Here is a 24,456-nt window from a genome sequence, read left to right as displayed (position 1 = left end):
CTTATTGAACGGCTTTACGCGGCACCGAAGGATCGGCCGGCAAGGTAAAAGAACGCAGATCGATCGTCGGCGCGCCATCGGCGCCCAGGCGGTGATCCAGAATCAGCAGTTTGGCGTGGGCCAGGCCCTGGGTCAGCTGGCCGAGGTACTGCTCCAGCACGAAGGCTTTGCCCGCACTGGCGTAGGCCTTTTGTTCGGCGGCAAAGCGCAGGTCCGCCGCCTGGGCGCCGGCATTCACTTCACGGGCGCTGGCCACGGCCTGGTCGCGGGCGGTGCTGGCTTGCAGCAAGGCCTGGTTGGTGTGTTCGCTGGCGGCGCCGCGCTCGCGGGAGATCAGGGCCTGGGCGCCGATCTGCGCGGCCTGCACGCCGTGGTAGGCATTCGCGGCGCCGGCCGGTGGGTGGATGGCTTCCACCACGGTGGCGAGGATTTCCACACCGCTGTCGAGCTTTTGCAGGTCTGCCTGCACGGCGCGGCCGATCTCGTCGGCCAGGCCGATACGTTGTTCGCCCAGCAGTTCGTCGAGGGTGCGCGAGGCAAAGTCGTGTACGAGGATGCGGCTGGCGGTGCTGCGGATCAGGGTCGGCACATCCGCACTGTGATAAGTGGCGGCCAGCGCGGCCTGGTCGGTAAGGCCGATGCGGTAGACGAAACGCACATCCATGTTGACGATCTGGAAGCTCTGCTTGTCGCCGCTGCTGCTGGCGATCACCTGGGATTTGTCGTTCACGTGGCTAGCGTCCCACAAGCGATTGGCGATCAGCGGCGCCGGCCCTTCAGCGGCGGCCAACTCGGGTGTGGCGGTGTCGCCGACGCTGGTGGCCAGCTCATGCACCACGCCATTCTCCACGTTGATCACGCGGCCCAGTGGCCAGGGCAACCCGGCGTGCAGGCCAGGGCCGAACACGTCGACCGGTTTGCCGAAGCGCTCATAAATCCCACGGCCTTGCAGGGGCACTTCATGCACACCGGTAAGCGCCCAGCCTACCGCCAGCACCACCAGCAGCACCGGCAAAAATGCCCGGCGCATGTAGGTAAAGGCCCAGATCTGCCGCAGGTCGATACCGAAGCGGTTGTGCAATTCATGCTGCAACGCCAGCAAGGGTTGCGGCGGCCAGCGCAGCAAACCGGCGACAAAGCTCTGGGCCATCAGGCGCGGTTCGAGGCGTGGCTGGCGCGGGCTGAACAGCGACAGCACGCCGCGTAATAGAAACTCCAGTGCCACCAGCGCCGGCAACAGCCCGATCACCACCGCCAGGCGCAACGGCCAGACCGACTCGGCACCCGCAAACAGCAGGCAGATCGCGCTGACCACCAGGCAACTGATCGCCACCCGGCTCAGTTGTGCCAGTTGCGTGGCTTCCGGCCATTGCGCGGGGGTTTCCTGGGCCAAGCGGCGTTCGAACACCAGCAAGCCAAACGCCAGCGCCAAGGCCAGCGCCGCGCCGACACTGGCGGACTGACCGACAGGCGCAGCAGGCAAGGCCAGGTTCCAGAACTCAAGGACGCTGAGCAGCGCCAGCAGCGACCAACCGCCGAGCCACAACACCGGCGCACCGATGTGGGCAAGCAGGCCGCCGCCGAAACGATTGATCAGGCCTCGGTGCCAGGCGGCCGGTTCGCCAGGCAATTCGATCAGCTCGGCGGACGGTTCTTCCAGCGCCTGGGCACGCCAATCGGCCACCCACCACGCCGACTGCAAACCCGCCACCAGCACCAGCAATGCCGATGCGCAGTTGATCAACACCACCGGCCAGATCGACAACGGCGCAAACAGCGCGACAAACAACGCCAGCACCCAACCGCCGACGGCCAGAACACTCAGGCTGATCCCGGCTTGGCGTAATCGACGAGCATGGAACAGCCCTTGCTGAAAACGCGGCAAACCTTCTACCGAGGCGCCCTCCGCTTCTAGATCCAGTTGCATCCACTTACGCCCACTTGCACACAATTCGTTACGATATAACACGTCCCGTGAAATTTTTGTTCGTTGAACACCGTATCGCCCGCAACACCGACCTACCGATTCCGGGATTCGGCAACGTCTGAAACCACGACTCCTACCCTGTGCGTCCCTTTCTTTCGCAGGACATTTCCGAGAAAGTCCCAGCCGCTTGTGCCCTGCTTTTTTAGGTGGCTAGTCTGCGTTCGTCACTGCCAACTCAGTGACCGGGTTTAGCATCTGTCTGGTGGTTGGTAAGCCTCCACCTCAACTGCCGACGAGCGAGAGCAATGGTTTTTGTTATCAGGGAAGGGGACCCCACGACCACTGGCGGGAAAGTCGTTAAGGGTTCCACAAACACCACCATCGAATACAAAAAAGCAGCACGTATCAGCGATCCGGTGTGGTGCCCAAAATGCAGTTCGATGGGATTTATCGCTGAAGGTAACCCCACCTTTATCGACGAGTTCGTCGCTATCGCGACCCATGGTCATGTCGTCCAATGTGGCTGCCCTTTTGGTAGCAACCGGCTTATTTCCACCCAAACCAGCACCATGGCCGCTGAAGATACAAGCGTTGCCATTGCTCCTGATTTTGCCGCTCAAGCCCAGGCGGCGACTCACATCTGGGCTAAAGCAATCAGCGATGGGTCGTATAAAAGCGAATTCACGATTGGTATCCCCACCAACAATCTAAGCGGCTATAAGCCGTCAAGACTCTGCGTGTTTGCCAAAACCTGCACCGTACCACCGGCGTCAACCGAGGCAGGCACCGTGATTGAGCCTGTGGCCAACTTTGGTCAGGCCGTGGTGATGGGGTCGACGGCTATTGCCAGCACAGAAGGCGCAACCCTTGGCAGGGTAGCCGGACAGGCTGCGCTTGAAACGCTCGGCACTTGGAGTCTACGGGGTGCTGCTGCAGCGGCGGGCACAGTAGCAAGCACCCTGCTAGTAGCGTTTTGGCCTACCCGCATTGGCGATTCGACTCTGACCGAGGAACAGCTGCGCGGGATGACGATGGCCCCAACCCGAGTGCGCTTTCAGTTCCGGCGTGATGCTGAAGGCATCATGCGGGTGTACGGCATTCACACCAGTGCGTCCTCTGGCATGGATAGCGTGCCGGTGGTCGATGTCGACTGGAACAAAGATCGAAGCGCCATGGAAGCCGAGCTCAACGGCATCACCGTTATCTGGACACCCGGTAACGCTCCCGTAGTGCAAACTCCAACCACCTATCCAGGCGTCACCAACGCGCTGGAGAACATCCTGGTTCACCCAGTCACTGAAAACATCGACAGCCAGATTGAAGTCTATCCAGCCTCAGACGATCTGACCTGGCAGGACTGCATCCTGGTTTTCCCCGCAGACTCTGGTGTGCCGCCGCTGTACCTGGTATTCGCCAAACCGGTCGTCAGACCGCTGGAAGTAGATGTCTATGCCGCTTTCACCGGGAGGTTGCGCGACGGTCAACAGGTAGACCATATGCCGTCACAGGCAGCTATTCGTCGCTACCTGGAAGCAAACTTCAGAACCCTGACCCAGAAACAAGCGGATGAATTCTTGAAGAAAGTGGCGAGCGTTGCGATTCCGACCAAGGTTCATCAGAAGTTCAGCGAAACCTATGGCGGGAGAAACACCCGGACCAAGCAGCTCTCGGACGCCGATGATCTTCGAGCAGCCGTAGACAGTAATTTTGATGCGATCAAGCCCTATATGCTGGAAGAGGGATTTACTGAGACAGACCTGGAAACGGCCCGAGTCAGAATGCACGAGATCAACGAAGAACAGGGGTGGTACTGATGGAAGCAGTGACAATCAATCGCCTGATCAAGGGATTGGGGTGCACTTACGAGGCACTTCTCGCAGACGGTTTGGTCCGTGGCGCGCCACCTGTCCCACTGTTTACCGAGGGGGAAAATGAGGATCTGATCCAGAAACCGGCGCCGGGAATTGAATTGTGGTTCTGGGCTGAAACACACAGGCTGGAACGAATCGTTATCACTCTTTCAGCGCTCGTTGATGGCGACCCGGTGTATACGGGTGAACTGCCCAATCCCTTTACCCACAAGATGAGCCAGGCCAGTGTTCGCACATTGCTTGGGGAGCCCTACCAGTCAAAAGGCCCCGCGAAGCTGCCGCCACCGATTGGCGTCACTGGAGGCTGGGATGCGTTCCGCCTTGGTCACACATTCCACCCAAATGCTGAGGTGGTGATCCAGTATTTAGGTGACCACTGCGCCGGTGGTCTGGCATTTTGCCTAATCAACAAAGGACACGACTGACCCTCATCAACCAAGGCGCGTCAAGGAAATGCTCTGGTCTACCGGGACCGCAAAGGAGTACCCGCTGTGCAGCGTATCCCCCCCCTCTTTTGTCTTAAAGACGCGTGTAAGATACGCCGCACTTAGCCAGGGATGCCTACCATGCTCGACGCGTTAAAAACGATCTTTCGCCGTTTATCCGGTGCGTTAATGACTGTGGCGGGTGCCGTGTTCGGCCAATGGCATCCGCCGTTCTGGCTGCGTGCCATCGGCCATGGCTTGGCGAACCTGGGCAACAAAGCCCGTGCTTATCCACGCCAGGCGGGCGCCGGCGCAGTGGGCCTGGTGCTGCTGGCCGCTGCCGGTTTCTATGGCTGGCACTGGTACGCCAACCTGCCGCAGCCGCACACCGTGGGCTATTCGCTGCACAAACCGAACCTGACCGACTACACCCAGCAACCCGCGGCTGTGGATAACTTGCAGGTGCGTTTTGCCGAGTCCGTCGCCCCCCTGGCGGCGATAGGCAAGCCGGTCACCGACGGCATTATGCTCAAACCCACTGTGGCCGGTGCCTGGCGCTGGTCCGATGACCGCACGCTGGTGTTCACGCCGGAGAAAGACTGGCCCATCGACGCCCATTACACCCTCGATCTGTCGAAGAAAACCCTGCTCGCCGACGGCATCTTGCTCAACCAGTACAGCAGCCAGTTCTCCACCCAACCGTTCCGCGCCAGCCTTGCGCAGAACGAGTTGTACCAGGACCCGTCCAATCCGACGCTGAAACAGCTGGTGGCGACGTTCCGCTTTTCTCACCCGGTCGACGAAGAAAGCCTGCGCAAGCGGGTTTCGATCACCCTCGGCAAAGGCCTCGCCTACCGCGACGCCCAGCTACCCAACCGTCCGGACATCAGCTTCGACGACACCCGGCTCAATGCCTATGTACGCTCCGCCGCCCTGGCCACTCCGTTGGAAAGCACGCCCGTCAGCGCCAAGCTCGACGAAGGCATCAAAGCCCGCGACGGCGGCAATGCCAGCAACGCGCCATTGGTGGCCGAAGTCACCGTGCCTGGGCGCTACCGCCTGACGTTTACCGCAGCCCAAGTGAGTTTTGTCGACAACGAACGTGGCGAACCCGAACCGGTGCTGATGTTCAGCAGCTCCAGCGCGGTAGCCGATGACACCATCGCCGGTAAGGTTCAGGCCTGGCTGCTGCCGGAAAAAGCCGAGGACGACACGCGCCCCTACAACAGCAACGACATCGACGATGCCCTGCTCGCCCGCAGCACCAAGGTCAACCTGACCCACGTGCCCAGCGTCGAACCGCTGAATACCCTGCATGCCTTTAAGTTCAAGGCTCCGGCCGGTCGCGCACTGTATGTGCGCGTGCCCGCGAACCTGGAAGCCATCGGCGGCTACCTGGCGAAAAATCCCACCGCGTCCCTGATCAGCATGCCGGCCTATCCGCGCACGTTGCAGTTCCTGTCCGACGGCGCCCTGCTCAGCCTTACCGGAGAAAAACGCCTGGGCTTCATGGCCCGTGGCGTGCCCGGCGCCCACGTGGAAATCGCGCGCCTGCTGCCCAACCAATTGCAGCATTTGGTGGACCAGAGCAGCGGCAGTTTCTCCCGGCCCAACTTCGGCAACGAATATTTCGATCGCATGGTCGAGCGTCAGTCCCTGGATATTCCGTTGTCATCCTCGGACCCGGCGAAAACCGTCTACGACAATGTGGACCTGAGCCACTACCTCACCGCCAACGGCGGTCGTCGCGGTATTTTCGTGCTCAAGCTCAGCCCTCAGGATGACCCGGCCGAACGCACTTTCGACTACTCGCGCAGCAGTACCAGCGACCTGCGTTTTATCGTGGTCACTGACCTCGGCATCATCGCCAAGCGCTCCAGCGACGGCAGCCACGATGTGTACGTGCAGTCCATCGGCAGCGGTTCGCCGGTGTCCGACGCCCAGGTCGATATCATCGGTCGCAATGGCTTACCGGTCGCCAGCGGCCACACCGACGCCGAAGGCCACGCGCATTTCGCCAAGCTGGATGAATTGCGCCGTGAGAAAACGCCGCTGATGTATGTGGTCAGTCGCGGCAATGACCAATCGTTCCTGCCCATTGCCCGTCAGTCCCAACAACTGGATTTATCGCGCTTCGACGTAGGCGGTTTGGAAGAAGACGGTGCGATTGATCGCCTCAGCGCCTACCTGTTCACCGACCGCGGCCTGTACCGTCCAGGCGAGACCGCGCACCTGGGCATGATCGTGCGCAGCGGCAACTGGAAAGGCGCCCTGCAAGGCCTGCCGGTGGAGCTGCAAATCACCGATCCGCGTGGCCTCGAGGTGATTCGCCAGCCGTTGAAGCTGTCCGCCAGCGGTTTTGAAACCTTTGATTTCCCCAGCAGCGAAGTGGCCCCCGCCGGGGACTACACCGCAACCCTGCAGTTGATTGGTCAGAAGCAGACCCGCACCGACCTGGGCAGCGTCAGCTTCAAGGTCCGCGACTTCGAGCCGGACCGTATGAAAGTCAGCCTGAGCCTGCATGACACGCCGGTGCTGGGCTGGATTGCACCGGACCAAGTGGTGGCCAAAGTCACTGCCATGCACCTGTTCGGCGCGCCAGCGGCAGGTCGCCGTGTCAGCGCAAAAATGTCCCTGAGCCCGACGCTGGCGGCGTTCGACCGTTACCCGGATTACCGCTTCCGCCTCAATGACGCCCTGGAAGACGCCAGCAGCGAAGACCTGGCCGAAACCAGCGTCGACGACAACGGCCAGGCCGTGCTCGACCTCAACCTGCAACGCTTCGCCAACAGCACCTATCGCCTGCAGGTCATGGCCCAGGTGTTCGAAGCCGAAGGTGGCCGCAATGTGGCCGCGCAAAGTGCCTTGCTGGTGTCGTCCGCACCCTATCTAGTGGGTGTGAAAAGTCAGGATTCGCTGTCATACGTCGCCAAGGATGCGCCGCGCCAGGTGCAATGGCTGGCCGTCGCGCCAGACCTCACGCCGCTGGCGGTGGACGGCTTGACCAGCGAAGTAGTCGAGCACCGTTACGTGTCGGTGCTGGTGAAACAATCCAACGGCACCTACAAGTACGAATCGCGCATCAAGAACATCAGCCAGCCAGCCTCGCCATTGGTGATGACCAAGGACGGCGCCAAGCAGACCTTGAACACCAGTACGCCGGGGGATTTCACCCTGCAACTCAAGGACGCCAACGGCAACCTGCTCAATCAGATCGACTACAGCGTAGCCGGACGTGGCAACACTGCGCGCTCCCTGGAACGCAACGCCGAGCTGCAACTGCGCCTGGATAAACGCAGCTACGCCACGGGGGATGAGATCGCCATCAGCATTCGCGCGCCCTACACCGGTGCCGGCCTGATCACCATCGAACGCGACAAGGTCTACACCCAGCAGTGGTTCAAGGCCGACAGCACCAACAGCGTGCAACATATCCGCGTGCCTGCGGGGCTTGAGGGCAATGCCTACGTCAACGTGCAGTTCGTGCGAGACATCGGTTCGTCCGAGGTCTATATGAGCCCGCTGTCCTACGGCGTGGTGCCGTTCAGCATCAACCTGGATGCGCGGCGCATGGCGCTGAAGGTCGAAGGCCCGGCGAAGATCGAGCCGGGTCAGACCCTGGACATCAAGGTCAACGCCGACCGCCCGGGTCGCGCGGTGGTGTATGCGGTGGACGAAGGCATCTTGCAGGTGGCGCGCTACCAGACGCCTGACCCGTTGGGCTTCTTCTTCCAAAAGCGCGCACTGGAAGTCGGCACCAGTCAGATCCTTGACCTGATCCTGCCGGAATTCAGCCGCCTGCTCAGTGGGGCAGCGCCCGGTGGCGATACCGAAGGCGCCCTGGCCAACCATCTGAACCCGTTCAAACGCAAACATCAGCCGCCGGTGGCCTGGTGGTCCGGGCTGGTGGACCTGCCCGCCGGTGAAACCGTGCTGCACTACCAAGTGCCGGACAGCTTCAACGGCAAGCTGCGCTTGTTTGCGGTGGCTGTGGACAGCGACAGCGTCGGTGTCAGCGAAGCCAGCACCGACGTGCGCGGACCCATCGTCATCACGCCAAACGTGCCGGCCTTTGTGGCGCCGGGCGATGTGTTCAACGTCAGCGCCGGGGTGTTCAGCAACCTCGACGCCGCAGCGGATGTGAAGTTTGAAGTGCAGACCAGCGACGGCCTGGTGGTGCAGGGCGATAAGGCCAGCACCTTGTCGCTACAACCGCGCAAGGAAGGCACCGCCGAATTCAAGATCAAGGTCGGCGAGACCCTCGGCTCGGCGGACCTGCGTTTTGTCGCGGTATTGCCGGATGGCAAACGCATTCAGGTCGCCGAAACCACCTCGATCCGGCCCTTGAGCGCGCATCGCGTGGCCTTGAGCCTGGGCCGTTTCGACAGCGCCAGCAAAGAGCTCAAGCCCACCCGTGAACTGTTCAGCCAACTGCGCGACGTGCAATTGGGCGTGGCCGCCTCGCCGCTGGTATGGGCCAACGGCCTCAAGCATTACCTGGACGACTATGGTTATGCCTGCACCGAGCAGTTGGTGTCCAAGGCCATGCCCGCGTTGATTTGGGGCGGCAATGCACCCGAGGCCGAACAGGCCTTCAACAGTGCAGTGCGCATGCTGCGCCAGCGCCAGAACCAGGCCGGCGGCTTTGGTTTGTGGGCGGCCAACCCGGACGTGGCACCTTACGCCAGCCTGTACGCCACCGACTTCCTGATCGAAGCCAAGGAGCGCGGGCTGCCGGTGCCGGAAGACCTGCTGGTGCGCGCCAATACCTATCTGACAGACCTGGCCAACGGCCCGAGCGAAGGCTTGTCGGAATTGCGCAACCGCGCCTACGCCAGTTACCTGCTGAGCCGTCAGGGAATTCTCGTCAGCGGCGCGTTGAGTGATATCCGCGAGCGTTACGAAAACTACTTCAAGGACAGTTGGCAGAACGACCTGGGCGCCGCCTACCTGGCTGCCAGCTACAAACTGCTCAAGCAGGATCGCCAGGCCGATACGTTGTTCCGCAAGGTTCCATGGCGCGCCCTTGTGGATAAGTGGGACAGCGACGGCCTGTATTACGACCCGCTGGTGCACGATGCCGAGCACTTGCACCTGCTGGCACGCCACTTCCCCGAGCTGCTCGACGATGTGCCCACCGCCCTGCTGGATAAACTCGGCAAGCGTCTCAACGAACAGCGCTACAACTCGCTGTCGGCGGCCCTGTTGCTGCGCGCCCTGGATAACTACGGCCAACGTGCGCAAAGCGACATGACCCTCAAGGCCACCGCGTGGCTGGGCGACAAGCAGCAACAACTGCTGAAGATGGCCGGCCAGCCACCGCGCGCCGCCGTACCGGGCGCCACGCAAAAGCTGGTGATGGAAAAATCCGACGGCCCGGCTGCGTTCTTCATGCTCAGCGAAGCCGGTTTCGACAAGGGCGCCAAGCTCAAGCCGATCAACAAGGGCCTGGAAATCATCCACGAATACCTCGACCTCAAAGGCGAGCCGGTGAGCAAAGTCGCGGTGGGCGATGAGTTCCTGGTGCGCCTGCGCCTGCGCGCGACTGACCGCGACCAGGTCCAGCAGGTGGCGGTGGTCGACCTGCTGCCGGGGGGCGTCGAGCCTGTGTATAACTTGCCGCCGGAGCCCGAAGCCGCTAGCAGTGAGGAAAGCGAAGATTCCGAGTCCGAGTACGTGGAAGAAGACAACCAGGAAGCGGACGCCTGGCAAGCGCCCATCGGCGAAACCGAGCTGAGCAACTGGCAACCGGACTACGTGGACGTGCGCGATGATCGAGTAGTGTTGTACGGCACCGCGCTGCGTGACGTAGGCACCTTCGTCTATCGCGTACGCGCCACCAACGCCGGTACCTTCAATACGCCACCGGCCTATGCCGAAGGCATGTACGAAACCACCCTGCAAGGGCGCGGCAACGTAGGCCAGCTTGAAATTACCAAGCCGTAAATACCTGACGCCGCTGCTGGCGGCGGCGCTGGTGCTGGCGGGGCTGCGGCTGTGGCCCCATGCGCCGCTGGAACAGGCCGTGACTTCATCACGGGTGGTGCTGGCCGACGACGGCTCGCTGCTGCGCATGACCCTGGCCGATGACGGGCAATATCGCCTCTGGCTACCGCTGGAGCGCATTTCGCCGTCTCTGGTCGAGGCGCTGCTGCTCAAGGAAGACCGCAATTTCTACTGGCACCCGGGGATCAATCCCCCGGCGTTGCTGCGCGCGGCGCTGGCCACCTACAGCGGCGGCCAGCGCCAGGGCGGTTCGACCTTGAGCATGCAACTGGCGCGACGCCTGTGGGACCTGAACACGCGCCAAGTCCCAGGCAAGTTGCAGCAGATAGCCTTGGCAGTGTGGCTGGAAGCGCGCTACAGCAAGCACGACATTCTTGAGGCCTACCTGAACCTGGCGCCCATGGGTGGCAATATCGAAGGCGCCGAGGCCGCCAGCCGCATCTACTTTGGCAAGTCGGCGGCACAGTTGTCGTTGTCTGAAGCCTTGGCGCTGGCGGTGATCCCGCAACAGCCAGGACGACGCGCGCGCTTCGGGCCCTCACTGCAAAACGCGCGGCTGCGTTTGATGAACGACTGGCGCGCAAGTTATCCACAGGACCCGCGCAACGACAGCCTGCTCGACCTGCCCCTGGAAGCACGCAACCGCCAGCAGATCCCGTTTCTGGCGCCACACCTGAGCGAACAACTGCTGGCGTCCCAGACCGGCAACGAATTGAACAGCACCCTCAACCTGCCGTTGCAGCAATTGCTCGAACGCCTGATCACCGGCTTTATCGCCGAACGACGCAGCAGCGGTGTGGAAAACGCCACGGCCATCCTGATCGACAGCCGCGACCAGAGCGTCAAGGCCCTAGTGGGTTCAGCGGATTACTTATCCACAGGCATCCATGGCCAGGTCAATGGCATGCTGGCGCGACGCTCGCCGGGGTCGACACTCAAGCCGTTTCTGTACGGGCTCGCGCTGGATCAAGGCGTGATCCACCCCATGAGTATCCTCAAGGATCTACCCAGTAACTTCGGCTACTTCCAACCGGAGAATTTCGACGGCAGTTTTGTCGGGCCGCTGACAGCGCGGGATGCATTGATCCGTAGTCGCAATATCCCCGCGGTGTGGCTGGCCAGCCAGGTCAAGTCGCCGTCACTGTACGGTTTGCTGCAACGCGCCGGCATCAAAGGCCTGCGCGACGAGAGCCACTATGGCCTGGCCCTGGCCCTCGGCGGCGGCGAGATGACCCCGGAAGAATTGGCGCGTCTGTATGTAATGCTGGCCGGCGATGGACACCTGCGGCCATTGCGCTACTTGCAGGAGCAACCCCAATCCATCGGCCCGCAACTGCTCACCCCCCAAGCCGCGTTTATGCTGCGCGACATGCTGCGGCGCAACCCGCGTCCGGATGGTTTACCCCCACGCCACTGGCGCACCGCCTGGAAAACCGGCACCTCCTGGGGCTTTCACGACGCGTGGAGCGCCGGCCTGGTCGGCCCATACGTGCTGGTGGTGTGGGTGGGTAACTTCGACGGGCGCCCGAATCCGGCCTTCATCGGCGCCAAGACCGCCGCGCCGCTGTTCTTCCGCATCGCCGACGCCCTGCCCCTGGCCTTGCCCAACGTGGTGATCAAAGCCGACAAGCCACCCGCCGGGCTGGTGCGCATCGACGTCTGCGCCGCCTCGGGCGAACTGCCCAACCACTGGTGTCCGCAAACCCGCAAGACCTGGTACATCCCCGGCGTGTCCCCGATTCGCGTGTCCAACCTGCACCGCCCGGTGCTGATCGACACCCGCACCGGCAAGGCCGCGTGCCCGCCATTCGATCCGCAATACACCCGCGAGGAAGTCTTCGAGTTCTGGCCCAGTGACGTACAACGCCTGTACCGCGCAGCCGGCCTGCCCCGACGCACACCGCCGACGGTGATGAAAAACTGCCAGCCCAACCGCACCAGCGACCCGAGCGAAGCGCCGCAAATCCGCTCGCCGCTGACCCAAGTGAGCTACCAACTGCGCCTGTCCCAACCCCAGGAAAGCATCCCGCTGAACGCCAATGCGGCCAGCGACGCGACGATACTGTACTGGTTCGCCGACCAAACCCTGATCGGCCAGGGCCCGCCGCACGCGACGTTGAACTGGCGACCGGGCAAATCGGGAGAGTATCGGCTGCGGGTCAGTGACGATCAGGGGCGGAATGCGAGCCGGGGGTTGAGGGTGGAGTTTGTGCCGTGATCGGGCGGATCCGCTTAACTGCTAAGTCACAATCTCTACGTAGCTCGATTCCCCGCCGCCCGTCGCACCCGACAACCAACCCCACACAAAACTCAGTGTGGTGCGCCCGGCCTGGTCAACGCCTACCGTGCCGCGCGACCAACCGGCCAGTAGCTCGCCCTCAAGCGTCAGACACTGATACAGCAACTCGATGGTATCGACGCCTGTCACACGCCCGACCTGCGTGCCGAGGCGGATTCGACCGCCTTGGTAAGTGCCGGAAATGGCATCCCCTTCGACAAAGTAATGAAACACCGTGCCGGCGCCGGATAGCCCGTGGGTGTTGTTCGCGACCGTGAAGCGGCGATTGTTCAAACGCGCATGGATATGCTTGGGGGGTTGCATTGAGGTCGCGTCCTTTCGCAGTGGCCTGGAGGACCAACCGGTCTCCAGGCACAGGGTGGCTTACTCCACCGTCACCGACTTCGCCAAATTCCGCGGCTGGTCAACGTCAGTGCCCTTGAGCACGGCGACGTAGTACGACAGCAACTGCAGCGGGATGGTGTAGAGGATCGGCGACAGGGTGTCGTGGATGTGCGGCATGTTGATGACGTGGGTGCCTTCGCCGTTGACCATGCCGGCTTTCTCGTCGGCGAAGACGATCAGTTGGCCGCCCCGGGCGCGCACTTCCTGCAGGTTGGACTTGAGCTTCTCCAGCAGTTCGTTGTTCGGCGCGACGGTGACCACCGGCATGTCGTCATCCACCAGGGCCAATGGGCCGTGTTTCAGTTCGCCGGCCGGGTAGGCTTCGGCGTGGATGTACGAAATTTCCTTGAGTTTCAGGGAGCCTTCCATCGCTACCGGGTATTGCGCGCCACGGCCGAGGAACAGGGTGTGGTTTTTGTCGGCGAACAGCTCGGCGACTTTTTCCACGGTGCTGTCCATGGCCAGGGCTTCACCCAGGCGGGTCGGCAGGCGGCGCAGTTCTTCCACCAGAGTGGCTTCGACGCCGGGCGCCAGGGTGCCGCGAACCTGGCCCAGGGCCAAGGTCAGCAGCAGCAGGCCGACCAGTTGGGTGGTGAAGGCTTTAGTGGACGCCACACCGATTTCGCGACCGGCCTGGGTCAGCAGGGTCAGGTCGGACTCACGCACCAGGGAGCTGATGCTGACGTTGCAGATCGCCAGGCTGGCGAGGAAGCCCAGCTCCTTGGCGTTGCGCAGGGCGGCCAGGGTGTCGGCAGTTTCGCCGGACTGGGAGATGGTCACGAACAGGCTATCGGGCTGCACCACCACCTTGCGGTAGCGGAATTCGCTGGCGACTTCGACCTGGCAAGGGATGCCGGCCAGTTCTTCCAGCCAGTAACGGGCAACCATCCCGGCGTGGTAACTGGTGCCGCAGGCCACGATCTGCACATTGCGCACTTTGGCGAACAGCTCGGCGGCTTGCGGACCGAAAGCGTTGACCAGTACTTGCTTGTCGCCCAGACGACCTTCCAGGGTGCGCTGCACCACGGCCGGTTGCTCGTGGATTTCCTTGAGCATGAAGTGGCGGAACGCACCCTTGTCGGCCGCTTCGGCACCATCGCGGTATTGCACGGCTTCGCGCTCGACGGAATTGCCGTTTACGTCCCAGATCGACACGCTTTCACGGCGGATATCAGCAATATCGCCTTCTTCCAGGTACATGAAGCGGTCAGTGACCTGACGCAGCGCCAGTTGGTCGGAAGCGAGGAAGTTTTCCCCCAGGCCCAGGCCGATGACCAGCGGGCTGCCACTGCGGGCGGCAACTATACGGTCGGGTTGGCTCGCGCAGATCACAGCCAGGCCGTAGGCGCCGTGCAGTTCCTTGACCGTGGCCTTGAGGGCAGTGGTCAGGTCGCTGTAATCCTTGAGTTTGTGGTTGAGCAGGTGGGCGATGACTTCGGTGTCGGTATCCGAGGTGAACACGTAACCCAGGCTCTTGAGTTGCTCGCGCAGCACTTCGTGGTTTTCGATGATGCCGTTGTGCACCACGGCCACGTCGCCGGAGAAGTGCGGGTGGGCATTGCGTTCGCAGGGCGCACCGTGGGTGGCCCAACGGGTGTGGGCAATGCCCAGGCGGCCAACCAGCGGCTCGCCGGCCAATGCCTGGTCCAACTCGCTGACCTTGCCCGGACGACGCACGCGCTCGAGCTTGCCGGCGTTGGTGAAGACCGCCACACCGGCGCTGTCATACCCGCGGTATTCCAGGCGTTTGAGACCTTCGATCAGGATCGGGGTTACGTTGCGTTCAGCGACTGCGCCAACAATGCCACACATGGTGTTTCTCCTAGATGATTGCCGCGCATATCAGCGTAATGCCGCGGGCTTGGATCTGGTCGCGGGCCTCGAGCGGCAGGCGATCATCGGTGATGAGGGTATGGACGCTGCTCCAGGGCAGTTCCAGGTTGGGAATCTTGCGGCCGATCTTGTCAGATTCGACCATCACCACTACTTCACGGGCGACCTCGGCCATGACGCGGCTCAGGCCCAGCAATTCGTTGAAGGTGGTGGTACCGCGCTGCAGATCGATGCCGTCGGCACCGATGAACAGTTGATCAAAGTCGTAGGAACGCAGCACTTGCTCGGCGACCTGGCCCTGGAACGAGTCCGAATGCGGGTCCCAGGTGCCGCCAGTCATCAACAGCACCGGCTCGTGCTCCAGTTCGCTCAAGGCGCGGGCCACGTGCAGGGAATTGGTCATCACCACCAGGCCTGGCTGATGGCCCAGTTCGGGGATCATGGCGGCTGTGGTACTGCCGCTGTCGATGATGATGCGGGCGTGCTCACGCAGACGCTTCACGGCCGCACACGCAATAGCGCGTTTGTAGGCCGAAATAGGCTGGGTGACGTCGCCGACGAGTTCCTGCGGCATGGTGATAGCGCCACCGTAGCGGCGCAGTAACAGGCCATTGCTTTCGAGGGCGGCCAGGTCCTTGCGGATCGTGACCTCCGAAGTTTCGAAACGCTTGGCCAATTCGTCCACGCTGACTTCGCCCCGCTCATTGAGCAAGGCGAGGATGTTGTGGCGGCGTTGGGGGGTATTCCGTTTCGACATGGCGATTAAAAGTTTCGTTTCGAAAGATAACGAAGGCAATAAAAACCTAAAGACGAAAGTTCGTCAAGCAGCTTTTTTCAAACAACACACACCGAATGTGGCAGGGGGCTTGCTCCCGATGGGGAGAGATCAGTCAAATTAAGCATCGACTGAAATTCCGCCAACGGGAGCAAGCCCCCTCCGACATTAGAGTTTGCTGTCAGTGAGACTGTGGATAACTCAGCTCTTCTTGATTTTGACCGGGCGTTTCCAACCGTCGATGTTGCGCTGGCGGGCACGGGCCACGGCCAACTGCAAGTTATCCACATCCTGGTTGATGGTAGAACCGGCAGCCGTGGTAGCGCCGTCACCGAGCGTCACGGGCGCGACCAACGAGTTGTTGGAGCCGATGAAAACGTCCTCGCCCAATACCGTCTGGTGCTTGTTGGCGCCGTCGTAGTTACAAGTGATGGTACCGGCGCCAATGTTCGTGCGCGCGCCGATCACCGCATCCCCCAGGTATGCCAGATGGCCAGCCTTCGCGCCTTCACCCAGATGAGCATTTTTCAATTCGACAAAGTTACCCACATGGGCCTTGGCCTCCAGCACGCTGCCAGGACGCAAGCGCGCAAATGGGCCGGCGTCGCTGCCCTCGCCCATGACCGCGCCTTCCAGATGGCTGTTGGCCTTGACCACTGCGCCTTTGCGCAGGGTACTGTCCTTGATCACGCAGTTCGGGCCAATGACCACATCGTCTTCAATGATCACGCGGCCTTCGAGGATCACGTTGATGTCGATCAGAACATCGCGACCGACCGTCACCTCACCGCGCACATCGAAACGCGCCGGGTCACGCAACGTCACGCCCTGGGCCATCAGGCGACGACCTTCGCGCAATTGGTAGTGACGCTCCAGTTCGGCCAGTTGTTTACGGTCATTGGCGCCCTGCACTTCCATAGGGTCGTGGGGCTGCTCGGTGGCGACCAGCAGGCCATCGTTGACCGCCATCTCGATCACATCGGTGAGGTAGTACTCGCCTTGTGCGTTGTTGTTGGAAAGACGGCTCATCCAATCCGCAAGCTTATTGGCCGGGCCGGCGAGAATACCGGTGTTGCCCTCGGTAATAGCGCGCTGGGCATCGCTGGCATCCTTATGCTCAACGATGGCCGCGACCTTGCCGTCGGCGGTGCGCACGATGCGCCCGTAACCGGTCGGGTCGTCCAGCTCCACGGTGAGCAGGCCCATCTGACCAGGCACAACGTGCTTGAGCAGGCGCTGCAGGGTTTCCACTTCAATCAGGGGTACGTCGCCGTAGAGGATCAGCACGGTGTCGGCCGTGATGAATGGCACGGCTTGGGCAGTGGCATGACCGGTGCCCAGTTGCTTGTCTTGTAAAACGAAATTCAAGTCATCCGCTGCCAAGCGTTCACGCACCACATCGGCGCCGTGACCAATCACCACATGGATACGTTGCGGATCCAATTGCCGAGCGCTGTGGATAACATGGCCGAGCATGGAATTGCCCGCAACCGGATGCAGCACCTTGGGCAGGGCCGAACGCATGCGGGTGCCCTGGCCTGCGGCAAGAATAACGATTTCAAGAGACATGAATGGCTACCAATCCTGGGCGGTCCGGATTCAGACCTGAGAAGTGTTTTGCAAAAAAAGAAAAAGGGTAGCCGAAGCTACCCTTTTTAATCAATCACGCATGAGGCGTGACGGCTTAGCCGCCAAACTTCTTGCGGATCTGCTGGACGGTACGCAGCTGAGCTGCGGCCTCGGCCAGACGAGCAGCAGCAGAACCGTAGTCGAAATCTGCGCCTTTTTCGTTCAGGGCCTTCTCAGCAGCCTTGACGGCGGCCTGAGCGGAGGCTTCATCCAGGTCAGCAGCACGTTGCACGGTGTCGGCAAGTACCTTGACCATGTTCGGCTGAACCTCGAGGAAACCACCGGAGATGTAAAACACCTCCTTTTCCCCGCCTTGCTTGGTCAGAGTGATCGGACCTGGCTTCAAGCTGGTGATCAATGGAGCATGGCCCATGGCAATACCCAAGTCACCGAGTTCGCCGTGTGCAATCACCATTTCTACCAGACCGGAGAAGATTTCCCCTTCCGCGCTGACGATATCGCAATGGACTGTCATAGCCATCTGATTGCCTCAACCTGATGAGCGCCCGTTGCCGGGCGTCGGGATTACAGTTTCTTGGCTTTCTCGATCGCTTCTTCGATGCCGCCGACCATGTAGAACGCTTGTTCTGGCAGGTGGTCGTAGTCACCGTTGAGGATGCCTTTGAAGCCAGCAATGGTGTCTTTCAGGGAAACGTATTTACCCGAGGCACCGGTGAAGACTTCAGCCACGAAGAACGGCTGCGACAAGAAGCGCTGGATCTTACGAGCGCGGGATACCAACTGCTTGTCGGTTTCCGACAGCTCGTCCATACCCAGGATCGCAATGATGTCCTTCAGTTCTTTGTAACGCTGCAGCACGTACTGAACGCCGCGAGCGGTGTCGTAGTGCTCCTGGCCGATCACGTTCGGGTCCAGCTGACGCGAAGTCGAGTCGAGTGGATCGACCGCTGGGTAGATACCCAGGGAGGCGATGTCACGGGACAGTACGACGGTGGCGTCCAAGTGGGCGAAGGTGGTCGCTGGCGACGGGTCGGTCAAGTCATCCGCAGGTACGTATACCGCTTGGATCGAGGTGATCGAACCTTCCTTGGTCGAAGTGATACGTTCTTGCAGAACGCCCATCTCTTCAGCCAGGGTCGGTTGGTAGCCTACTGCGGAAGGCATACGGCCCAGCAGTGCGGATACTTCAGTACCGGCCAGGGTGTAACGATAGATGTTGTCGACGAACAGCAGAACGTCGTTACCTTCGTCACGGAACTTCTCGGCCATGGTCAGGCCGGTCAGTGCTACGCGCAGACGGTTTCCCGGCGGCTCGTTCATCTGACCGTAAACCAGTGCCACTTTGTCCAGAACGTTGGAGTCCTTCATCTCGTGGTAGAAGTCGTTACCCTCACGAGTACGCTCACCCACACCGGCGAACACGGAATAACCGCTGTGCTCGATGGCGATGTTACGGATCAGTTCCATCATGTTTACGGTCTTGCCGACACCGGCACCACCGAACAGACCGACTTTACCGCCCTTGGCGAACGGGCAAACCAGGTCGATAACCTTGATGCCGGTTTCCAGCAGATCGTTGCCGCCAGCTTGTTCGGCGAACGAAGGTGCTGGACGGTGAATGCCCCAGCGCTCTTCGGTGTCGATCGGGCCAGCTTCGTCAATCGGGTTACCCAGAACGTCCATGATCCGGCCCAGGGTCGCTTTACCGACCGGTACGGAGATGGCAGCGCCAGTGTCCAGAACACCCAGACCGCGCTTCAAGCCCTCGGTGGAACCCATTGCAATGGTACGAACCACGCCGTCGCCCAGCTGCTGCTGAACTTCCAGAGTGGTGCCTGCATCGCTTTGTACTTTCAAAGCGTTGTAGATGCTCGGTACGCTGTCGCGTGGAAATTCCACGTCGATAACGGCGCCGATGATTTGAACGATACGTCCGCTACTCATAGCTGGATCCTCTGAATATTTGAACCGTTAAACCGCGGCAGCGCCGCCGACGATTTCCGAGATCTCTTGGGTGATCGCAGCCTGACGCGCCTTGTTGTAGATCAGCTGCAAATCGCTGATCAGATCACCGGCGTTATCGGTAGCGTTTTTCATCGCGATCATCCGCGCCGCTTGTTCAGCTGCGTTGTTCTCGACCACCGCCTGGTACACCTGCGACTCCACGTAGCGCACCATCAAGCCGTCAAGCAGCTCTTTGGCGTCTGGTTCGTAGAGGTAGTCCCAGTGGTGCTTGAGTTCCTGATCCGGGGTCGCCACCAGTGGAATCAATTGCTCCACGGTTGGCTGCTGGGTCATGGTGTTGATGAACTTGTTGGATACCACGGACAGGCGGTCAATCCGGCCTTCCAGGTACGCATCCAGCATCACCTTCACACTGCCGATCAAATCATTGATCGACGGCTCTTCACCCAGGTGGCTGATAGCTGCGACGACGTTACCGCCGAAGTTACGGAAAAAGGCCGCACCCTTGCTACCTACCACACACAGATCGATCTCGACGCCGTTTTCGCGGTTTACCGCCATGTCCTTGACCAGGGCCTTGAACAGGTTGGTATTCAAACCACCGCACAAACCACGGTCACTGCTCACAACCACATAACCCACACGCTTAACTTCGCGGTCGATCATGAACGGGTGGCGGTATTCCGGGTTGGCGTTGGCCAGATGCCCAATTACCTGGCGGATACGCTCCGCATAAGGACGGCTAGCAGCCATGCGCATTTGTGCCTTGCGCATTTTGCTGACCGCCACTTTTTCCATGGCGCTGGTAATTTTTTGCGTGCTTTTGATGCTCGCAATCTTACTGCGAATCTCTTTTGCGCCTGCCATGTAACACCTATCAGGTTAGCAAGCGGGAGCCTTGCGGCTCCCGCTGCGGCTTACCAGGTTTGGGTGGCCTTGAACTTCTCGATACCGGCTTTCATGCCAGCGTCGATATCGTCATTGAAGTCACCCTTCACGTTGATCTTCGCCATCAATTCGGCGTGATCGCGGTTGAAGTAAGCAATCAGCGCTTGTTCAAAGCTGCCGACCTTGGCGATTTCAACGTCGGTCAGGAACCCACGCTCAGCGGCATACAGCGACAACGCCATGTCAGCGATCGACATTGGGGCGTATTGCTTCTGCTTCATCAGCTCGGTAACGCGCTGACCATGCTCAAGTTGCTTACGGGTCGCTTCGTCCAGGTCAGAAGCGAACTGGGCGAATGCCGCCAGTTCACGGTACTGAGCCAGAGCGGTACGGATACCACCGGAGAGCTTCTTGATGATCTTGGTCTGAGCGGCACCACCCACACGGGATACCGAAACACCGGCGTTCACTGCAGGGCGGATGCCCGAGTTGAACATGGCCGATTCCAGGAAGATCTGACCGTCGGTGATGGAAATCACGTTGGTCGGAACGAACGCGGAAACGTCGCCAGCCTGGGTTTCGATGATCGGCAGTGCGGTCAGGGAACCGGTTTTGCCGGTCACTGCGCCGTTGGTGAACTTCTCTACGTATTCTTCCGAAACGCGGGATGCGCGCTCCAGCAGACGGGAGTGGAGATAGAACACGTCGCCTGGGTAAGCTTCACGGCCTGGTGGACGGCGCAGCAGCAGGGAAATCTGGCGATAAGCAACTGCTTGCTTGGACAGATCGTCATAAACGATCAGCGCGTCTTCACCGCGGTCGCGGAAGAATTCACCCATGGTGCAACCGGAGTACGGTGCCAGGAATTGCAGCGCAGGAGATTCCGAAGCACTGGCAGCCACGATGATCGTGTTGGCCAGGGCGCCGTTTTCTTCCAGCTTGCGAACCACGTTGGCGATGGTCGATTGTTTCTGACCGATCGCTACATAGACGCAGTAAATGCCGCTGTTCTTCTGGTTGATGATCGCGTCGATCGCCAGAGCGGTTTTACCGATCTGACGGTCACCGATGATCAGCTCACGCTGGCCACGGCCGACAGGGATCATGGCATCGACAGCCTTGTAGCCAGTCTGTACAGGCTGGTCTACCGACTTACGCCAGATCACGCCTGGAGCAACTTTCTCGACCGCATCGGTCTCGGTGTTGTTCAGCGGACCTTTGCCATCAACTGGGTTACCCAGTGCATCGACTACGCGACCCAGCAGTTCCTTACCAACTGGAACTTCCAGGATGCGGCCTGTGCACTTGGCGCTCATGCCTTCAGCCAGACTGGTGTACGCGCCCAATACAACGGCACCTACGGAGTCTTGCTCCAGGTTGAGGGCCATACCGTAGACGCCGCCCGGAAACTCGATCATCTCGCCGTACATGACGTCGGCCAGACCGTGAATCCGCACGATACCGTCAGATACGCTGACGACAGTGCCTTCGTTACGGGCTTGGGAGGTCACATCGAGCTTGTCGATGCGGCCCTTGATAATTTCACTTATTTCGGAAGGATTGAGTTGCTGCATTGCTCTGCTGCCCCTTCAAACTCAAGATTTCAATGCTTCGGCCAGGCTCGCGAGTTTGCCGCGAACCGAGCCATCGATAACCAGGTCGCCGGCGCGAATGACAATGCCCCCGATGAGGGATTTGTCTTCCGCAACTTGCAGGCGCACTTCCCGGTCGAGTCGTGCACTGAGAACCTTGGCGAGTTTGTCTTGCTGTTCTTGGTTCAATGCAAAAGCACTGGTGACTTCAACGTCTACCGATTTCTCTTGCTCGGCCTTGTACAGGTCGAACAGAGCGGCAATCTCCGGCAGAAGCGGGAGACGGTCGTTTTCGGCAATGACGTGAATGAAGTTCTGCACTTTCACATCAAACTTGTCGCCGCACACTTCAATAAAAGTGGCGGCCTTGTCTGCGCTCGTCAGGCGCGGGGCCTTGAGCACGCGCTGCATGGTGTCGTCTTGCGACACTGCTGCAGCCAGGCCGAGCATGGCTGACCAAGAGGCCAGCTGCTGGTGGGCCTGGGCGTGCTCGAAGGCTGCCTTAGCGTAAGGTCGGGCCAACGTGGTCAGTTCTGCCATGATCGCCCTCGCTTAAATTTCAGCAGCCAGTTTATTAACCAGCTCCGCGTGCGCGTTTTGATCGATTGTGGCACCGAGGATCTTCTCAGCACCGCCGACCGCCAGAGCACCCAGTTGGGCACGCAGCGCGTCTTTGACGCCGTTCAGTTCCTGTTCGATCTCGGCATGAGCCGAAGCCTTCACACGATCAGCTTCGACGCGGGCTTTTTCAACAGCCTCTTCGACGATCTGGTTACCGCGCTTCTTGGCTTGCTCAATGATTTCAGCTGCCTGTGCTTTAGCTTCGCGCAGTTGAAGACCCACTTTCTCTTGGGCCAACTCCAGGTCGCGAGCTGCACGGCTGGCAGCGTCCAAACCGTCCGCGATCTTCTTCTGACGTTCGTGCAAAGCCGCGATGACCGGAGGCCACACGAACTTCATGCAAAACACTACAAAAATGAAGAACGCAACGGATTGGCCAATCAGGGTTGCATTAATGTTCACGCCAACACCTCGCTCATTCGTTGTCCATCACCCCAATCACTCGAAAAGTCGAGTGATTAGCCAGCGAGTTGACCAACGAAGGGGTTCGCGAAGGTGAAGAACAGTGCGATACCAACGCCGATCATGGTCACGGCGTCGAGCAGACCGGCGACGATGAACATTTTAACCTGCAGCATTGGGACCATTTCTGGCTGACGCGCAGCGCCTTCCAGGAATTTGCCGCCCAGCAGGCCGAAACCAATGGCAGTACCCAGAGCGCCCAGGCCGATCAACAGTGCAACAGCGATAGCGGTTAGACCAACTACAGTTTCCATCTTTCCTCCCGACTTTTACGTCGTATGGTTTAGGTTTTTTAGATTTTAAAGCGGTAAAACAAATCGTTTCATAGCCCTTTCAGGCCACCTTCCCGTTTCACCGGGAAGGACATCAGACTAGTCGAGACTGGCCTTAATGGTTCTCTTCGTGCGCCATCGACAGGTAGACGATGGTCAGCATCATGAAGATAAACGCCTGCAGGGTGATGATCAGGATGTGGAACACAGCCCACGCCCACTGCAGAACAACGCCCAGGCCGCTAAGCCAGAGCAAACCGCTGCCGAACATCACAGCGATCAGAATGAACACCAATTCGCCGGCATACATGTTGCCGAACAGTCGCAGGGCCAGGGAAATCGGCTTGGCGACCAGGGTTACGAATTCCAGCAGGAAGTTCACCGGGATCAGCAGGGCTTGAACGACGATGTTCTTGCTGCCGAACGGGTGCAGGGTCAGTTCGCCGATGAAACCGCCGATGCCCTTGACCTTGATGCTGTAGAAAATGATCAACGCAAACACCGACAGGGCCATGCCCAGGGTGGCGTTAGGATCGGTGGTGGACACCGCACGGAATGGAATGTGGTGATCGCCGGAGATCAGGATGGCCAGTTGAGGAATCCAGTCGACCGGTACCAGGTCGACGGCGTTCATCAGGAACACCCAGACGAAAATGGTCAGCGCCAACGGTGCAATCACCGGGCTACGGCCATGGAAGCTGTCCTTCACACTGCCGTCGACGAATTCGACCATTACTTCAACGAAGTTCTGCAGGGCGCCTGGTTGACCGGACGTCGCCTTCTTTGCCGCCATGCGGAAAATCAGAACGAAGATCAGACCCAATGCGACCGACCAACCCAGAGTATCCAGGTGGAAAGCCCAGAAGCCCATTGCTTTGGCTTCTGCTGCGGAGTGGGCGAAGCCCCAGCCGCCGTTGGGAAGCTGACCGAAGGTCAGGTTCTGCAAGTGGTGCTGGATATAGCCCGAAGCGGTTGTTTCTGCCATGGTTGCCTCAAACGCCCTAAGGTTTCGAAAGTCTTGTTTTCATTAGCAGGGGAGCGAACCAGCTGACCAGTTGGGTCAACACGAAGACGCCGAATACAGCCAGCGGCGCCAATGGCTTCACACCTGCAAAGGTCAGTGCAAACAGCACTGCCGTCAAAATCAGTTTCCCTGCCTCGCCGGCATAAAAGGACCGGACGATAGCCTGGGCTGCTCGGGCGCCGGAAAACCGAAAGGCCCTGTGAGCAAAATACATATTGGGCAGCAAGGCTATCAGGCCTCCGCAGAGTCCTGAATACCCGGCTACGACTCCATGCCAGTACCAGAGCGCCAATGCGGCAATCAGTAAAATGACAAATTGAGCCAATAAAACCGGAAAAACTGCCAAGCGATGGAACGGCAACGTGTTTGGCGTGCGTGTTTCCATCACTCTTGCTCCTCAATGGTCGGCTGCCGGAAATCAATAACTTGGCATAATTTGTGCCGACAAAATGCGCGCAGAGTATAGGGGCGGTTCTGCCCCTATTCAACTGCCAGGTAGTGATTTCCGATCACACGCTACAT

At 60.2% G+C, this 24,456-nt stretch carries 18 protein-coding genes; 4 read left to right on the top strand and 14 right to left on the bottom strand.

Annotation, left to right across the window (positions count from 1 at the left end):
- Position 1: 1 nt before the first annotated feature.
- Positions 2-1,927, bottom strand: coding sequence for a protease modulator HflK (gene hflK, locus BLR63_RS22845; protein ID WP_010565881.1), 1,926 nt, complete (start codon positions 1,925-1,927; stop codon positions 2-4).
- 305 nt (positions 1,928-2,232) lie between these two features.
- Here hflK and BLR63_RS22840 point away from each other — a divergent pair, with 305 nt between their 5' ends.
- The 4 genes from BLR63_RS22840 to pbpC all read left to right on the top strand — a co-directional run bounded on the left by BLR63_RS22840 (position 2,233) and on the right by pbpC (position 12,447).
- The gene (locus BLR63_RS22840; RefSeq protein WP_010565880.1) at positions 2,233-3,741 is read left to right on the top strand and encodes an S-type pyocin domain-containing protein; all 1,509 of its coding nucleotides are present in this window, start codon (positions 2,233-2,235) and stop codon (positions 3,739-3,741) included.
- Positions 3,741-4,223, top strand: a complete 483-nt coding sequence (locus BLR63_RS22835; RefSeq protein ID WP_010565879.1) for a DUF6392 family protein — start codon at positions 3,741-3,743, stop codon at positions 4,221-4,223. Before BLR63_RS22840 ends, BLR63_RS22835 begins: the two co-directional genes overlap by 1 nt.
- A gap of 141 nt (positions 4,224-4,364) precedes the next feature.
- Positions 4,365-10,169, top strand: a complete 5,805-nt coding sequence (locus BLR63_RS22830; RefSeq protein WP_010565878.1) for an alpha-2-macroglobulin — start codon at positions 4,365-4,367, stop codon at positions 10,167-10,169.
- The gene (gene pbpC / locus BLR63_RS22825; protein WP_010565877.1) at positions 10,150-12,447 is read left to right on the top strand and encodes a penicillin-binding protein 1C; all 2,298 of its coding nucleotides are present in this window, start codon (positions 10,150-10,152) and stop codon (positions 12,445-12,447) included. The genes BLR63_RS22830 and pbpC overlap by 20 nt, the downstream gene beginning before the upstream one ends.
- Before the next feature lie 21 nt (positions 12,448-12,468).
- On the opposite strand, the gene BLR63_RS22820 is transcribed toward pbpC, so the two are convergent.
- From BLR63_RS22820 to BLR63_RS22760, 13 genes are all read right to left on the bottom strand, one after another.
- A complete protein-coding gene (locus BLR63_RS22820) occupies positions 12,469-12,831 on the bottom strand; it encodes a hypothetical protein (RefSeq protein WP_010565876.1) in 363 nt (120 codons plus the stop codon).
- Between the two features lie 60 nt (positions 12,832-12,891).
- Positions 12,892-14,724 (bottom strand): glutamine--fructose-6-phosphate transaminase (isomerizing), encoded by a 1,833-nt coding sequence (gene glmS / locus BLR63_RS22815; RefSeq protein WP_010565875.1) that lies wholly within the window; start codon positions 14,722-14,724, stop codon positions 12,892-12,894.
- A gap of 10 nt (positions 14,725-14,734) precedes the next feature.
- Entirely contained in the window at positions 14,735-15,502 is a 768-nt protein-coding gene (locus BLR63_RS22810) for a DeoR/GlpR family DNA-binding transcription regulator (protein WP_010565874.1), read from the bottom strand.
- Positions 15,503-15,721: 219 nt separating this feature from the next.
- A complete protein-coding gene (gene glmU / locus BLR63_RS22805) occupies positions 15,722-17,089 on the bottom strand; it encodes a bifunctional UDP-N-acetylglucosamine diphosphorylase/glucosamine-1-phosphate N-acetyltransferase GlmU (RefSeq protein ID WP_010565873.1) in 1,368 nt (455 codons plus the stop codon).
- Positions 17,090-17,204: 115 nt separating this feature from the next.
- Complete coding sequence (locus BLR63_RS22800) at positions 17,205-17,630, bottom strand: F0F1 ATP synthase subunit epsilon (protein ID WP_010565872.1); 426 nt, start codon at positions 17,628-17,630, stop codon at positions 17,205-17,207.
- 44 nt (positions 17,631-17,674) lie between these two features.
- Positions 17,675-19,054, bottom strand: a complete 1,380-nt coding sequence (atpD, locus tag BLR63_RS22795; protein ID WP_010565871.1) for a F0F1 ATP synthase subunit beta — start codon at positions 19,052-19,054, stop codon at positions 17,675-17,677.
- Between the two features lie 27 nt (positions 19,055-19,081).
- Positions 19,082-19,942 (bottom strand): F0F1 ATP synthase subunit gamma, encoded by an 861-nt coding sequence (gene atpG, locus BLR63_RS22790; RefSeq protein WP_010565870.1) that lies wholly within the window; start codon positions 19,940-19,942, stop codon positions 19,082-19,084.
- 50 nt (positions 19,943-19,992) lie between these two features.
- The gene (gene atpA / locus BLR63_RS22785; RefSeq protein WP_010565869.1) at positions 19,993-21,537 is read right to left on the bottom strand and encodes a F0F1 ATP synthase subunit alpha; all 1,545 of its coding nucleotides are present in this window, start codon (positions 21,535-21,537) and stop codon (positions 19,993-19,995) included.
- Between the two features lie 21 nt (positions 21,538-21,558).
- On the bottom strand, positions 21,559-22,095 hold the full coding sequence (locus tag BLR63_RS22780; protein WP_010565868.1) for a F0F1 ATP synthase subunit delta: 537 nt from the start codon (positions 22,093-22,095) through the stop codon (positions 21,559-21,561).
- Between the two features lie 12 nt (positions 22,096-22,107).
- A complete protein-coding gene (locus tag BLR63_RS22775) occupies positions 22,108-22,578 on the bottom strand; it encodes a F0F1 ATP synthase subunit B (protein ID WP_010565867.1) in 471 nt (156 codons plus the stop codon).
- Between the two features lie 56 nt (positions 22,579-22,634).
- Positions 22,635-22,892, bottom strand: coding sequence for a F0F1 ATP synthase subunit C (atpE, locus tag BLR63_RS22770; protein ID WP_002555987.1), 258 nt, complete (start codon positions 22,890-22,892; stop codon positions 22,635-22,637).
- Positions 22,893-23,025: 133 nt separating this feature from the next.
- Positions 23,026-23,895 carry a F0F1 ATP synthase subunit A gene (gene atpB / locus BLR63_RS22765; RefSeq protein ID WP_010565866.1) on the bottom strand — a complete coding sequence of 290 codons (870 nt, stop codon included), beginning with the start codon at positions 23,893-23,895 and terminating at the stop codon, positions 23,026-23,028.
- 16 nt (positions 23,896-23,911) lie between these two features.
- Positions 23,912-24,319, bottom strand: a complete 408-nt coding sequence (locus BLR63_RS22760; RefSeq protein ID WP_010565865.1) for a F0F1 ATP synthase subunit I — start codon at positions 24,317-24,319, stop codon at positions 23,912-23,914.
- Positions 24,320-24,456 lie beyond the last annotated feature (137 nt).

Origin of the sequence: Pseudomonas extremaustralis, from assembly GCF_900102035.1 — a bacterium.
Classification (GTDB): domain Bacteria; phylum Pseudomonadota; class Gammaproteobacteria; order Pseudomonadales; family Pseudomonadaceae; genus Aquipseudomonas; species Aquipseudomonas extremaustralis.
The sequence above is the reverse complement of the archived record's forward strand: the minus strand, read 5'-3'. Positions and strand labels throughout refer to the sequence as shown.